Genomic DNA, 14,187 nt, shown 5'->3' with positions numbered 1-14,187 from the left:
TAACCCGCACTAGAAACCTCAGGTGGTACCCCCATGAAAGATTCCAGCGATACCTACCATGAGACCTCAGCCCATGCCCCTTTGGTGGCGATAAGAAATCTGGCCCAGGACGGGAAACTCACAAGTCAATGCTGGAAGCCTACAGCCAGAAGAAGAATATCTACGTCAGCCTCAACGAAGCACCGCTAGGCTCTTCAGAGCTCGTTGATCCATGTTTTTCGACCTACGACATCGAATATTTTAGATATGCAGGTAAGCAAAATGACACACTCAGAACTTTTTAAAACCACTCAGCTGGGCCCATACACCCTCAAGAACCGTATCGTTCTGCCGCCACTGACGCGTTCGCGCAGCTCCCAACCCGGCAATATTGCGAACGACCTGATGGCCACCTATTACCGTCAGCGCAGCGGTGCTGGCTTCATGGTGACCGAGGGCACACAGATTGAGCCCCGAGGACAGGGTTATGCCTGGACACCCGGCATTCATAGCCCGGAACAGATACAAGGCTGGCGTAAGGTCACCGACGCTGTTCACGCCGAAGGAGGGGTGATCTTTGCTCAACTTTGGCATGTGGGCCGCGTGTCGCACACATCGCTGCAACCCGGTGGTGAAGCACCCGTCGCGCCATCAGCCATCCGCGCGGACAACGTCAAGGTGTTCATCGAAACTGGCCCCGGCACGGGTACACTGGCCGACCCATCGACCCCACGAGCCCTGTCCACCGAGGAGGTAAAGGAACTGGTTGAGCTCTACGCCCAAGCAGCCCGAAATGCTCTGGAAGCAGGTTTTGACGGGGTGGAGCTTCACTGCGCGAACGGGTACCTGGTAAACCAGTTCATTTCGGCCCATACCAACCAGCGTGATGATGAATATGGCGGTTCGCTGCAGAATCGTCTTCGTTTCCTGCGCGAAATCACACTCGCCGTTGCTGGTGTGGTCGGCAAGGAGCGCGTTGGCGTTCGCTTCGCCCCGCTGTTCGCGACCACAGACGAAGACCGCGTTTACCTCGGCCTGGTCGAAGAAGACCCTCACCAAACCTACATCGAGGCAGTGAAGATCCTCGAGGAAGCGGGCATTGCCTACCTGTCGCTCGCCGAAGCCGATTGGGACAACGCACCCGAGCTGCCTGAGACGTTCCGGGAAGCTGTTCGTAAGACTTTCAGCGGCAAGATTATCTATGCCGGCAAGTACACCGCTGAACGAGCAAATCGCGTGATAAAAGCTGGCTGGGCCGACCTGATCGCTTTTGGTCGCCCCTTCATTGCGAACCCCGACCTGCCCGCGCGTATCGCCAACAACTGGCCGCTTAACCCACTTGATCCAAGCAGCATGTACGGCGGTACCGATAAGGGCTACACCGACTACCCGACTTACAAACCCTAAGCGCTCAGAGCCACGCCCCATAACTCAGGGGCGTGGCTCTGCGTTTGCTGACCGAGGAAGTTAAGCATGTACCAACCGAGTACGATTCCCTACCAAGAGCATAGGGGATTCAAACAGACCTTCAGACAGGGTCATCTAAGCCTTGGGCTGTTCTTTCCCCTGGAGGCTTTCCAGGGTGACACACCGCGCATGCTAGATCAGGTCGCGCTGGCCAAACGTGCAGAGGCACTAGGTTTTTCGGCACTCTGGTTTCGCGATGTGCCGCTCAGGGACCCAAGCTTCGGTGATGTCGGCCAGGTTTTCGACCCTTGGGTGTATCTGGGCTACATGGCAGCCCATACAACAAAAATCGCACTAGGCACCGCCTCCATCGCCCTTACTTTGCGTAATCCCTTGCACACGGCAAAGGCCGCAGCGAGCATTGATCAGTTGAGCGGAGGTCGCTTGCTCCTGGGAGTAGCCTCTGGCGATCGTCCCGTGGAGTTTCCCGCATTCAGCGTTGATCCAGAACAGCGCGGCGAGACCTTTCAAGAAAACCTCAATGTGATACGCCAAGCCCATCGAACACACTTCGAGCCCATTCGCTGGAGTCACGGTGAGTTACTGGGGGCCGATCTCGTTCCCAAACCTACGACTCGGGAAATACCGCTATTCGTAACCGGACATAGCCGCCAGTCGCTCGATTGGATCGCGCGTGAAAGCCATGGATGGATCAACTATCCACGTCCGCCAAAAATACAGCGACTCATCGTGGAAGATTGGCGACAGGAAACGGCTAAACAATGTGGCACTATCTACAAGCCGTTCTTGCAATCGCTGTATATCGACCTGGACGAACACCCATCCACGCCGCCCTCGCCTATCCATCTAGGATTCCGACTGGGACGTAACCATCTTCTGGCCTTGCTGGATACACTTCAGGAAATCGGTGTAGATCACGTCATCCTGAACCTCAAGTATGGTAAACGCCCCGCAGCAGAGGTTATCGAGGAACTTGGCAAACATATCGTCCCGCAATTCGGCGCACAGGTGTCCGATAGTCCTACCTGACAGGACAATAGGATTCCAGTCCAAGCCTGCCCATCACTGCGAAGGGCAGGCGCGGAGATCATGGTGAAGCCTTCCAATTTGCTGCGTGAATCAGGAAGATATCCAGATATCGGAAGAGTAGGTATAAAAAATTCATGACTATTGACGTCAACGAAGCCCTGAAAGCATTGGCGAACCCGATGCGCCTTACCATCCTCAATTGGCTCAAGGATCCCAGGACAGCCTTTCCCGGGCAGGAGGTCGACCCAGAAACGGTAGGCGTGTGCGTCAGTATCATCCAAGAGCGCACGGGCCTCTCGCAGTCAACGACATCGCTTTATCTCGCCGCTCTACAGCGCGCGCAATTGGTGACATCGCAGCGGATCGGCCCCTGGACCTACTACAAACGCCACGATGAGAATATCGACGCCTTCTTAAAGGCGCTGCAAGAAAGAATCTAGGTATGCAGACCCAGGAAGTCATGGTGCATTCTTCAGCCCTCATCAGGAGGATGCGCCATGGCTACAGGTCTTCATACTTTGACAGCCGCCAAGTAATACGCCGTCGTAGGCCATTATTTAGCGCCAACCAATGACTAAATTTTTGTTACCTTTCGAGTGCCCGGATACTTTCCGGATGTACGTCGAGGCCCATTGATAAACGAGGTATCTATATGGCACGCATTGTCAGAATTCATGAATACGGTGACGCCAGCGTTTTGAAGCTGGAGGATCTGGAAGTATCGGCACCAGCAGCAAACGAGGTGCAGATTAGTGTTAAAGCTATTGGCTTGAACCGAGCCGAAGTGATGTTCCGCAATCACGCATACCTACAAGAAGCGGAGTTCCCCAGCCGCTTAGGCTACGAGGCCGCAGGCATCGTAACGGCAGTTGGGAGCGACGTAACCGAGATCACTATTGGTGACTCGGTCGCTCTGATCCCACCTTTGGATATTGCTCGCTGGGGCACCTACGGCGAGTTGGCCAATGTACCAGCCCACCTGGTGGTAAAGAGCCCTGAGAACTTGTCCTTTGAAGAGGCTGCGGCGTCTTGGATGCAGTACGTCACCGCCTGGGGAGCATTGATTGAACAGGCGAAGCTACGGCAGGGCGATTTTGTCATCGTTACCGCCGCGTCAAGCAGTGTTGGCTTGGCCGCCTTCCAAATAGCTCGAATGGTCGGCGCCACATCGATTGCGATCACTCGAACTCACGCGAAGAAGCAAGCCCTGCTTGATGCAGGCGCTGCGCATGTCATCGTCAGCGATGAAGAGGATATCGTCGAGCGTGTTATGACGATAACTGCCGGTCAAGGCGCTCGCGTTGTATTCGATCCTGTAGGCGGGCCGTCCTTTGAACCTCTCACGCAGAGCATGGCGCGGGGCGGAATTTTGCTGGTGTACGGCGCACTCAGCTCTGAACCGACACCATTCCCACTGTTTACCGTGCTGGGCAAAAGCCTGACTTTGAAGGGTTATCTCTACGCAGAGATTGTGGCCGACCCTGAAGCCCTGGAGAGAGCGAAGGCTTTTATTCTGCAAGGGTTGAAGTCCGGTGCGTTGCGCCCGATCATCGCAAAGACATTCGCACTTAGCGACATCCAGGATGCCCATCGTTTCCTTGAAGCCAATCAGCAGATCGGCAAGATCGTGGTAACTGTCTGACCAGCAATTATGGGGCTGAGAGCGTAATCCTTCGGCCCCGACTCAAGCCAGCCCTGATGACCGCTATTGGCCGACTCTGTTGAAAAAGTAGCTGCTCCCCCATGCTGTCGGCAGAATTGCTCTGTCAGCTAGCGCGGGGACGGTGAGCCGCCGCATCGTCAGGGCACAGCGTTGCTCAATCATTGATTTGCTCAACTACGGCATTGCCAGCAAAACTTTGTCCAGGGTCAAACTGGAGCTTGCGCGCCGTGGCGGGCAGTAGTTTTGTCAGTTTGTCCAAATGCGCCGTTTGGCCTGCGTCAGTTTCGCGGCGGTCTCCAGCCGTACATATACCAAACGCCTCTGGTCATCCGCCGCGTCGCAACTCCCTGACACCCCGGCCCAGCTTGCGGCGCAGCAGGGCCCGCAGGGTCGCCCCATCCGAATACCCGACCTGTGTGGCGACCTGGTCGACGCTGGCGTTTCCGGTGCGCAAGAGATGGACGGCATGCTCCACGCGCAGGTCCTGGAAATACGACAGTGGTGTCTTGCCCAAAACGCTTTGCAGCCGCCGCGCCAAGGTGCGCTCGCTTGTGCCCGCGGCGCTGGCCGCCTCCGCCAGCGAGAACCCCTGCGCGAGCCGACGTCTGGCCCAGCTCTCGAAGCGCTCCACCATTGGGTCGGCATGCGCAAGGTGGTCGGGAATCACGAACTCGGCTTGCGAACTGCGTGCCTCGACCAGCAGATAGCGTGCCACCAGGGCCGCCAGCGCCGGACTGCGCCCCCGGATGATGTGCAAGGCCAAGTCAACGTGGGCCAAAGCGGCACCCGCGGTAGTGAAGCGTGTCGAGTTCACGATCATGCGTGACTCGTCCAACGTGACGTTCGGATAGCGCTGCCGAAACATCGGCCCCAGCCACCATGACGTCGTCGCACGATGCCCATCAAGCAGGCCACTCTCTGCAAGTAAGAAACTACCGGAGCAGGCGGCACCAAGGTGCGCGCCAGCGGTGGACCACAGCTGTAGCGCGGCGACCGCATCGGGCACGTCGGGGCGTGTGAGCCGAGCCGAGAGCGTGTCAGGCATCTTGTCACCAAACGCGGGCACGAGCACGACGTCTGGTTCCGGCACACCACGCGCAGTGACCACGGGGACCGTCAAGCCCTGCGCCGTTAGGATGCGACGCCGCACGCCCACCAGCGTGAGCTCTATGTGCGCGGGAGCCTGTGGCAGCGAGCTCGACATCGCATTGGCCAAGCCCACTGTGTCAGTGAGCGCCGCAAGCCCCAGATCAAACACGCCATCACAAACAAGGATATGAAGTTTCATGGCAATAATGATATCAAAGTTGTCATTTTTGTCTATATAAATGGTTGTCATGAAGACTTAGACTGCAGGCTCGTCGGTGCTTTCACCTAAACCATTTACCCAAAGGATTACAATATGACCAAGCTCGCCCTGTTTGTTCGCCTCGAAGCCAAACCCGGCCAGGAGGCTGCGCTTGCCGACTTCCTGGCCAGCGCACTGCCGCTCGCCAACGCCGAATCCGGCACCACTGCCTGGTTTGCATTGAAGTTTGGCCCTTCGACGTTCGGTGTGTTCGATGCCTTTGCCGATGAGGCAGGTCGCCAGGCACATCTGAACGGCCAGATCGCCGCGGCCTTGATGGCCAACGCCGCGACCTTGCTCAGTTCTCCGCCCAATATCGAGAAGGTCGAACTGCTTGCAGCCAAACTGCCTGCATGACAACCCGGCCTTGACTCAATCAGGTCACGCTGCGTAGGGCCACACGGCCCTACGCAGCCCCCCTCGATTGCCGGGGGGATGTTCGGCGACAATTAGGATGACCAGTTGACGACAATTCTCTTGGCCGGTTGGGTGTCTCAATAGGTACCTTGTTTTCTGTTCGGAGTTCAAGGTGCCAAGAATATTAAACGCGCATACATGTAAAAGCGAAGCTCACCTGAGATTACGGTAAGGCGCATTCCTTAAGTACTCTTAGCTATCTAAGCCCAGAGAGGAGGACAAGCGCAAGGACGACGCGGAATTGAAGTCGGAGCTGTTGAACGTGCTTCGTCGCTATCTCCGCCCGGAGTTCATCAACCGCATTGATGAGATCATCGTGTTCCACGCGCTCGACCGCAAACAGATCCGTGACATCGTAGGCCTGCAGCTCGAACGCGTGAAGCGTATCGCGCACGGGCAGGGCTTGACGGTGGAGTTCGACAACTCACTCATCGACCACTTGGCGGATGTCGGCTACCGGCCGGAGTTTGGGGCGCGCGAACGTCGTCGCCAGATCCGATCCCTGATCGAGACGCGCCTTGCGAGTGCCGTGTTGCGGGGCGACATAGAGGAAGGTGATAGCCTGCGCTTCGTCTACGACGATGATCGAAGTGAAATCCGCTGGGAGAAGGAAGCAAAGGTGCCCAGGGTTTACCTTCGCGTAGTGGGCTATAGTGTTACTAGAGTTCCACTCTGTATTTCCTTTACCCGTCAACCTGAGGTCATTATGGCCGAGTCGACCCACAATCCGAACGGTCAGCCGGCCTCAACCGACACCGTGTATGGAATGCCGGCCTATGCCGATAGGGCGGCGGCCGTGAACGAAGTGCATGCACGCCCACACCTCATGATTCAGGCCCCGAGGCAGATGTTGCAGTTCGCTTTCATGACGGGAGGAGATCTGACTAAGGATAAGTTGGCGGTGAATGAGTTGTCTGGTCGTCTCGGCGTGGCTGAGCCTGACCAATCCACGTCATTTCACGGCTTGGCCTGGGACGACGGAGACCTGCACTGCGAAAAACACACGGAGTATTCGACGTATCTGTGGTGTGCCGAGCTTGATCCCGAAACCGGAGAACCATGCGGCGAGAATCCGTTCAAGCATGGATTCATCCCTCCAGGCCCGGTGGTATCGGGCGTGCGCCTGACCTTTCTTCCATGGAATTCAGATACTGAGAAGGAGGTAGATCGCTTCGATACTTCCAGCCTTTGTTACTCGCTAGTAGAAAGTGGGAACGCTGCCATCCTGACCGATTTCCGACAGGATGACGACGGCCTGACGCACATCCTGATCCTTGCGCGTGATTTGAAACCCGCGCGAGCAGGTGCGCTGGCGCAACGTCTTCTGGAGATTGAGACCTATCGGACTTTGGCCTTATTGTCGTTGCCGTTGACTAGGTCAATGACGAAGGAGCTGCGAAGCATGGAGTCACAACTGGCCATGATGACTGATGAGATGTCGACGAACTCGGAAGCGCGGCGTGACAACCACCTCCTTCTGTCAGAACTGACCAGTTTGGCGGCAAAGTTGGAGGCCTGCGTTGCTGCGAATCTCTATCGATTTGGCGCCAGCCGGGCTTACTACGAGATCGTTGAAGAGAGGTTGGCAGCGCTATTGGAAGAGGGGGTGTCCGGATACTTTACCTGGCGGGATTTTCTTCAGCGTCGTATTGCTCCTGCGATGCGAACCTGCCTTTCGGTTAAAGAGCGCCAGGCCAAGCTCTCCGACGAACTGACCCGAAACATCTCACTGCTGCGCTCCTGGGTCGATGTCGAACTGGAACGCCAGAATCGGGACTTGCTGGCGTCGATGAACAACCGGGTCAAGCTGCAATTGCGTCTTCAGCAAACGGTTGAAGGGCTGTCTGTGGCAGCAATTTCGTATTACGTCGTGAGTCTTTCAGGCTATTTCCTGAAGGGAATTCCATTCATTTACGATGTTGCCACACCGGTGATGTCGGTACTGGTACCCGTCGTGATGCTGTCGATCTGGTGGAGAGTTCGTCGGATCAGGCATGCCCACGACGATTCCACGGCGTTGTAAAAGTCTTAATACGATCTACCGGCTGAAGCGCGGAATGGGGTAATCGTGGAGCGTCCAGTAGGGATGCCAGCATTTAATGGACCCAGTCATCTAATCTCTTGGGGTAGGGGTAGGGCAGCGAGCAAGGCCGGCTGATGGGACCCGGCTTCAATTTTTGGTTTCAATTTCTCCAATGACTATAGCGAGAGTCGCGCTATGCTAATCTTCATCTAAGCTTGGATATACTAGGCGGGCTTTACAGGGTCCCACTCCTAAGTCCGCTAGCTACGTCGTCAAGGAGCGCTTATGACCAAGGCTCAAAACGAGGTCTACACCAAGCAGCCCGCAGCAGAAGGGATCCAGACGGTTAACCCATGCCGAAAAGTGGTGGGCCTAGTACCTGCTCCGGAGATGTCCGCTGAGATGGCCGAAAAGGTAATCGACCAGTTACCCGAACTTCTGGCCAACTACGTCGATGACCGGTTGAACTGGGAGGTGCAACTGATCGTCGATCCGTTGATCGGTGCTGCAGAGGCTTCCAACGATATTATTGGGAGTATTCTCGAGTATAAGCGGGACCAGCAGTGGGACTACGCGATCTGCATTACCGATTTGCCGATCTTTAAGGACGGGCGCTTCGTAATCGCTGAAACCAGCACGGTGCATGGCGTTGCGATGATTTCATTGCCTGCCTTCGGCATTACCGCAATACGTCGTCGCCTGAACGAAGCGATCCTGCAACTGGTCAACGAATTGCACCATGGCAGTTCCGAAGAGGACCGTACTCGTCAGGAGCAGCGTACCCAGCAATCCGATAAAGTCCACGAGAGTCTGCGTGGCAAAGGTGCGCGGCAACTATTGGGCAGGCACCTCTACGAGAAGCTGTTTCCGATACGTCGGCTAACGCTATCGGGCGAGGGAGAGTCCTTTGACGTGCGCTTCATTGCCGATTCGTGGATCAACGGGAACCTTCGCATCCTGGCAGGCATGGTGCGCGCCAACCGCCCCTCGACCATCTTTCCTGCTTTCAAGCGCGTCATCGCCGTCGCGTTCGCGACCGGCGCCTATGGTCTGGTGTTTCCCACCCTTTGGCAGCTCAGCGCCAATTATGGCCGGCCACGCCTTGTTCTGCTGATGGGAGTGGCCATGGTGTCGATGATTGCCTGGATCATTATTGCCCACACGCTTTGGGAACCGATAAAAAACGCCCGATCACCACGTCTGGTTCGGCTCTATAACACGGTCACTGTCCTGACGCTGAGTGCCGGGGTCGTATTCTATTACGTGATCCTGCTGGGCCTTTTCTGTTTCACGGTCCTCGTTTTCATTCCGGCCAACATGCTGGAAGCGCAACTTGATCACGGGGCCAGTCTTCTCGATTACACCACTCTTGCCTGGCTCGCGACTTCGGTTGCCACTATCGCTGGCGCCCTGGGGGCCGGACTGGAAGATGAAGAAACCGTCAGAAACGCTACTTACGGCTACCGGCAGCGACGCCGCAACCAGGAAGCGAATAAGCGCTGACAATTCTGTTTTAGTGATCAGCCGTTGTTCCTCGGTGGGGTCCACGCCGGTGCTTCGTCCTCGATTTGCCGTGCGTCTTCCCGCATGGCGTGCCCCAGTGACTCGTCCAGTTTCATGAACAGCTCCCCGTAGCGCGGGCTGAAGTGGATGCCTTCCTCGATGTTGCGCCAGGCGCTGAACAATTGGTCTTCGTTGGCTTTTTCGCTGGCGACAAAGGATTGAGTCATTCGGCGGGCGCGTTCTGGGTGGACGCCCATGGCAGTGAGGGCATCGCCGCCGAGTTTCAGGGCGGAGTAATAGGTTTCGCTCACCACATCGTCGGCGCCGGCTTCACGCAGCTCGTAACCATGGCCGCGGTCGAAGGCGCGGGCCAGTATCCAAACCTCCGGGTAAAGCTGTTTGACGTGACGCACCAGGCTCACGGCCCGGTCGCGGTCATCGATGGCGACGACGAGCAGGCGTGCCTCGGCAATGCCGGCGGTTTCCAGTAGCTGGATGCGGGTGGCGTCGCCAAAGTAACTTTTCAGTTGGATCAGGCGCAGATTTTCGATCTGATCCAGAGCATGGTCCAGGGCTACGCTGGGAATGTTGTTGGCGCGAAGCAAACGACACACGATCTGTCCGAAGCGGCCGACCCCTGCCACGATCACCGGGGCCTGCTCTTCTATCTCATCCGGCTCTGCTTCTTCATTGGAAGCCTTCTGATAGCGCGGCAGCACCACCCGGTCATAGACAATGAACAACAGCGGTGTCAGGAACATGGACAGGGCCACCACCAGTGACAGCACCTGAGCGGTGTCTGCAGGGATAACTTGGTTCTGGGTACTGTAGGTCAGCAGCACGAACCCGAACTCACCGGCCTGGGCCAGCCCGAGGCTGAACAACCAGCCTTCACTGCCGCGGATGCCGAATGCGAAAGCCAGGCCAAACAGAATCAGCGTCTTGCCAATGATAACCGCCAGGGCGAGAAGAAAGACCGTATCCCAAGAAGCCGCCAGAACGCCGAAATTGATTCCCGCGCCTACGGTCATGAAGAAAAGCCCTAGCAGCAGCCCCTTGAAAGGTTCGATATTGGCTTCCAACTCGTGCCGGAATTCGCTGTTGGCGAGGACCACACCGGCCAGGAATGCGCCGAGCGCCGGCGACAGATTCACCAAGCTCATCAGCGCCGCGATGCCGATAATCAGCATCAGGGACGCGGCGGTGAATACTTCCCGCATGCCGGATCGCACCACGTAGCGGAACAGCGGCCGACTCAGGTAATGGCCACAGATAATCACGATCACGATCGCACCGACAACGGCCAGCCCATGCGCCCAGCCCGGCAGGTTCTCAACCAGGCTGAGGCTGCTATGCCCGCCCTCGCTGCCACTACCGGACATTGCGGACACGGCCAGCAGCGGGATGACGGCCAGCATGGGAATCACCGCAATGTCCTGGAAAAGCAGCACTGAGAAGGCACTCTGCCCACCTTCGGTTTTGACTAGCCCCCTTTCGGTAAGTGTCTGCAAGACAATCGCTGTTGAGGAAAGGGAGAAGAGAAACCCTACCGCCACGGCTGTTTGCCAGGCCATCCCCAGGAACCAGGCAAAACAGGTGGCGGCGGCTGCAGTCAGTGTGACCTGCAGGCCGCCAAGACCGAGCAGCCGAACCCGCATGGCCCAAAGGGATTTGGGGTCAAGCTCCATCCCCACCAGGAACAGCATCATTACCACGCCGAACTCAGCAAAATGCTGAAGAGTGAGGGCCTCCTGGCCCACCAGTCCTGTCACCGGTCCTATGACCACACCGGCCACCAAGTAACCGAGTACCGACCCCAGCCCGAACTGTCTGGCCAGTGGCACCGCTATTACCGCCGCCACCAGGTAGATAAACGCCTGAACAAAGTAGTCAGTCATCAGTCATGTCCGTGGGTCGAAAATCACATACCCATTCTTCTAACATTAGACCAACGGCTGCATTTCGCTTCCGGTATCGAAAATGGGGGACAAAAATGGGGACATACCTGTTTTTCTTCACCACAATGCTCAGTGCGGCCATAGCCGTCAACTGGTATCCCGCGTGATTCATCACGGTCTTGTTAAAGTGGCTGATCGCACGCTTCCGGCTCTTATTCTTCTGCCAACGACATGGCAGCACCGCCACATATGCTCATTTATTCTCTAAATACTTGTCGCTTATAATATCAAGTAAAGAGGGTGGGGCGCTTGCTCACGGCCCCCTCGACCACTGGACGATGCCTTAAGAAAGGCGGTCGTGGTGGCGGTTAGGACAATGCGGCCAATCTTGGCCCTCCTCGCATCAGGGTTGGTCACCAATTGTCGGCGGCGGCTCCCAGGTGCAAGGTCACCCGCAATGCATGCATGGTGAGCGTGGCGGCGACTTTCAGCACCTGCTCGCGAAACCTCATTAGGCTCCACCTCTTACGGTTTTGATTCCCCATCAGGCAGCTCAGGCCGTGCGGATATTGTTTCAATCTAACCATTAGTTCTAGTTCGTTCTGGGCCTTCGGCCCTCCACCGGATGGCCTTTTCTCCGCTTCGCTACGTAAAGGCCGCTGCTGAATGTTGGCGTTACATCAGGAAAGTCTCAATGGCGGCTTCTGGCCGGACAATGACGGCCCAAAATAGGCCGTCGTTCAGCCTCATCAAACTTCAGTCTGTTCTGCCATTTCCAACGCGTCATCTACCTCAACCCCTAGATACCTGACGGTGCTTTCCAGCTTCGTGTGACCCAGGAGAAGTTGCACTGCCCTTAAATTTTTCGTGCGACGGTATATCAGCGAAGCTTTTGTACGTCGCATCGTGTGCGTGCCATACATTGATGCATCTAGTCCTATTTCGGTAACCCAGGCTTTCACAATACGGGCATATTGGCGCGTTGAGAGAGGCTTTGCGCTATTGATTCGGCTGGGAAATAGGAAGTCTTCGCTTCGGAGCTGAGCCAGCTGTATCCAGTCGATAATAGCGATACGGGCTTGCTCGGTTATTTCGAACTGGACAGGTCGATGCGTTTTTTGCTGCATCACGATGGCTCGTGGGGATATGCACGCACCATGGGCTATATCTCGGACTCGTAAATTGACGAGGTCGCAGCCTCGTAATTTGCTATCGATGGCTAAATTGAAGAGGGCGAGGTCTCTTGTCTTTTTGGCAATCTGTAGACGAACACGGATCGCCCAGATATCTCTGAGGCGCAGTGGTGTCTTCTGCCCAACCAACTTGCCTTTATTCCAAGGAGTGAAGGGGTTTTGAGTAGAAACGTTCATGGCAAGATCCTCCATCGGGTGGAGATCAAAGAATGGAACATTTCACCTAAGCTTGTGCTGTGATGGCCACTGAGAATGGTGGTCATCGATAACAAAGACGTGCCGATGTGAGCCTCGAAAATGATGGTGGGAATGGCGATGAGGTTCCGGCCCCTCCCATCCCTCATGCTCGTGTTGATGGTGTTCATCGTGGTAGTGCAGATGGGTATGGGTTATGGCTGCGTGCTCGTGCTCAAGAGTTCTCAGGTCAGATTTATGCCAGATAAGGGCTGTGAGCGCCGTTGCTGCCAGAGCAATCGTTCCCAGCAAAGCGAACGTTCCCGTCAGTCCCACGTTTACCCCCAGCCAACCTGCCAACGGATAAGTAACCAGCCAACAGCTGTGTGACAAGGAAAATTGGGCAGCAAACAGCGCTGGACGATCCTCCGGCTGACACGAGCGTTTGAGCAGGCGTCCGGAGGGGGTCATAACCAACGAGGCCCCCGCGCCCAACAGCAACCATAGCCCGGTAAGCCCCGTAAACGATGGGCCTAGCCAGCCCAGGTAAAGGCTGAGTGCCATCATAACGCCGCCCAACAGCATGACTGGCCGCTCGGGCATCCGATCCAGCACCTTGGGCAGCAATAAGGCCACCAGCATGGAACCTCCACCTGCTGCGGCAAAGGCCAGGGCTACCTCTTTCTCGCCCAAACCCAACACCGAGCGCACAAGCACCACCGTGTTGACGATTTGCATGGCCCCGGCGGCTGAAACCGCCAAGTTCAACGCCAGTAGCCCGCGCAGCCGGGGCGTCTTCAGATAAATCCGCATGCCGCGGGTAACACGACGCCAGACGCTAGGGGCTTCCTCTAGGGCAAGAGGCGCAGGCAGGGTTACCGATATAACCAGGGCGGCAGAGATAACGAACGCCAGAGCGTTGAGTACAAACAGGACATCAAACCCCATCACCATCAGCAGTGCCGCCGCCACCATCGGGCTAAGAAGGTTCTCTAAATCATAGGCGAGACGTGACAGGGATAATGCTCGTGTGTACTGCTCTTCGTCTTCGAGAATGTCAGGTATCGTCGCCTGGAAAACGGGCGTAAAGCCAGCTGAACAAGCATTGAGTAGAAAGATCAGCACATAGATTTGCCACACTTCTGTAACAAAAGGCAGTGCACAAACCACGGCTGCACGCAGTAAGTCCAGGCTAACCAAAAACGTGCGCCGAGGCAGGCGTGATGCATAGGCGCCGACCAGAGGGGCAATGCCCACGTAAGCGACCATCTTGATCGCCAGCGCCGTGCCTAGCACGGCACCCGCCTGACCTTCAGCGAGATCGTGAGCCAGTAACGCCAGCGCAACCGTGGTTAGGCCAGTGCCGATCAGTGCAATGACCTGAGCTAGAAAGAGGTGGCGGTAAATGCGATGGGCGAGTACATCGAGCATAGAACTTCCTCAAATGAGGGGTGCCTAAAAGCGCTTACAGGTAGCGTGCAATCGTCTTGAACTCTTCAGCCCGTGCCCGTTGCGTTTGATTCTGAGTACCC

11 protein-coding genes and 1 pseudogene are annotated in these 14,187 nt (G+C 56.5%); 7 read left to right on the top strand and 5 right to left on the bottom strand.

Annotation, left to right across the window (positions count from 1 at the left end):
* Nucleotides 1-261: 261 nt before the first annotated feature.
* From V8L70_RS11740 to V8L70_RS11725, 4 genes are all read left to right on the top strand, one after another.
* Nucleotides 262-1,386, top strand: a complete 1,125-nt coding sequence (locus V8L70_RS11740) for an alkene reductase (RefSeq protein WP_101146946.1) — start codon at nt 262-264, stop codon at nt 1,384-1,386.
* Nucleotides 1,387-1,452: 66 nt separating this feature from the next.
* Nucleotides 1,453-2,436, top strand: coding sequence for an LLM class oxidoreductase (locus tag V8L70_RS11735; protein WP_101146945.1), 984 nt, complete (start codon nt 1,453-1,455; stop codon nt 2,434-2,436).
* Between the two features lie 134 nt (nt 2,437-2,570).
* A complete protein-coding gene (locus V8L70_RS11730; protein ID WP_036993197.1) occupies nt 2,571-2,876 on the top strand; it encodes an ArsR/SmtB family transcription factor in 306 nt (101 codons plus the stop codon).
* A gap of 212 nt (nt 2,877-3,088) precedes the next feature.
* Entirely contained in the window at nt 3,089-4,078 is a 990-nt protein-coding gene (locus tag V8L70_RS11725) for a zinc-dependent alcohol dehydrogenase family protein (RefSeq protein ID WP_003291522.1), read from the top strand.
* A 346-nt stretch (nt 4,079-4,424) separates the two neighbouring features.
* Here the strand turns inward: V8L70_RS11725 and V8L70_RS22905 are convergent, their stop codons facing one another.
* Entirely contained in the window at nt 4,425-4,733 is a 309-nt protein-coding gene (locus V8L70_RS22905; RefSeq protein WP_412458233.1) for a helix-turn-helix domain-containing protein, read from the bottom strand.
* 768 nt (nt 4,734-5,501) lie between these two features.
* On the opposite strand from V8L70_RS22905, the gene V8L70_RS11715 reads away from it, so the two are divergent.
* The 3 genes from V8L70_RS11715 to V8L70_RS11705 all read left to right on the top strand — a co-directional run bounded on the left by V8L70_RS11715 (nt 5,502) and on the right by V8L70_RS11705 (nt 9,390).
* Nucleotides 5,502-5,804 (top strand): putative quinol monooxygenase, encoded by a 303-nt coding sequence (locus V8L70_RS11715; RefSeq protein WP_007182542.1) that lies wholly within the window; start codon nt 5,502-5,504, stop codon nt 5,802-5,804.
* Between the two features lie 301 nt (nt 5,805-6,105).
* Entirely contained in the window at nt 6,106-7,887 is a 1,782-nt protein-coding gene (locus V8L70_RS11710) for a DUF3422 family protein (protein ID WP_101146943.1), read from the top strand.
* A gap of 285 nt (nt 7,888-8,172) precedes the next feature.
* Nucleotides 8,173-9,390: a hypothetical protein gene (locus tag V8L70_RS11705; protein ID WP_101146942.1), complete on the top strand. Its 1,218-nt coding sequence runs from the start codon at nt 8,173-8,175 to the stop codon at nt 9,388-9,390.
* Between the two features lie 17 nt (nt 9,391-9,407).
* Here the strand turns inward: V8L70_RS11705 and V8L70_RS11700 are convergent, their stop codons facing one another.
* The 4 genes and pseudogenes from V8L70_RS11700 to V8L70_RS11685 all read right to left on the bottom strand — a co-directional run bounded on the left by V8L70_RS11700 (nt 9,408) and on the right by V8L70_RS11685 (nt 14,086).
* Nucleotides 9,408-11,288, bottom strand: a complete 1,881-nt coding sequence (locus tag V8L70_RS11700; RefSeq protein WP_101146941.1) for a monovalent cation:proton antiporter-2 (CPA2) family protein — start codon at nt 11,286-11,288, stop codon at nt 9,408-9,410.
* A gap of 413 nt (nt 11,289-11,701) precedes the next feature.
* Nucleotides 11,702-11,896, bottom strand: a pseudogene (locus tag V8L70_RS11695) (IS1380 family transposase); the annotation flags it as partial.
* Nucleotides 11,897-12,037: 141 nt separating this feature from the next.
* A complete protein-coding gene (locus tag V8L70_RS11690) occupies nt 12,038-12,658 on the bottom strand; it encodes a tyrosine-type recombinase/integrase (protein ID WP_101146939.1) in 621 nt (206 codons plus the stop codon).
* 42 nt (nt 12,659-12,700) lie between these two features.
* Entirely contained in the window at nt 12,701-14,086 is a 1,386-nt protein-coding gene (locus V8L70_RS11685) for an MFS transporter (RefSeq protein WP_336269447.1), read from the bottom strand.
* Between the last annotated feature and the right edge of the window lie 101 nt (nt 14,087-14,187).

It is taken from the genome of Vreelandella arctica (assembly GCF_037070215.1).
Taxonomy (GTDB): domain Bacteria; phylum Pseudomonadota; class Gammaproteobacteria; order Pseudomonadales; family Halomonadaceae; genus Vreelandella; species Vreelandella arctica.
This window is presented reverse-complemented; position numbering and strand designations above follow the sequence as displayed.

Bases quoted from the DNA above. Each gene is read 5' to 3' on its own strand.
- V8L70_RS11700 (WP_101146941.1), bottom strand. From the start codon at position 11,288: ATGACTGACTACTTTGTTCAGGCGTTTATCTACCTGGTGGCGGCGGTA.
- V8L70_RS11685 (WP_336269447.1), bottom strand. From the start codon at position 14,086: ATGCTCGATGTACTCGCCCATCGCATTTACCGCCACCTCTTTCTAGCT.
- V8L70_RS22905 (WP_412458233.1), bottom strand. From the start codon at position 4,733: ATGGTGGAGCGCTTCGAGAGCTGGGCCAGACGTCGGCTCGCGCAGGGG.
- V8L70_RS11730 (WP_036993197.1), top strand. From the start codon at position 2,571: ATGACTATTGACGTCAACGAAGCCCTGAAAGCATTGGCGAACCCGATG.
- V8L70_RS11725 (WP_003291522.1), top strand. From the start codon at position 3,089: ATGGCACGCATTGTCAGAATTCATGAATACGGTGACGCCAGCGTTTTG.
- V8L70_RS11705 (WP_101146942.1), top strand. From the start codon at position 8,173: ATGACCAAGGCTCAAAACGAGGTCTACACCAAGCAGCCCGCAGCAGAA.
- V8L70_RS11715 (WP_007182542.1), top strand. From the start codon at position 5,502: ATGACCAAGCTCGCCCTGTTTGTTCGCCTCGAAGCCAAACCCGGCCAG.
- V8L70_RS11735 (WP_101146945.1), top strand. From the start codon at position 1,453: ATGTACCAACCGAGTACGATTCCCTACCAAGAGCATAGGGGATTCAAA.
- V8L70_RS11690 (WP_101146939.1), bottom strand. From the start codon at position 12,658: ATGAACGTTTCTACTCAAAACCCCTTCACTCCTTGGAATAAAGGCAAG.
- V8L70_RS11740 (WP_101146946.1), top strand. From the start codon at position 262: ATGACACACTCAGAACTTTTTAAAACCACTCAGCTGGGCCCATACACC.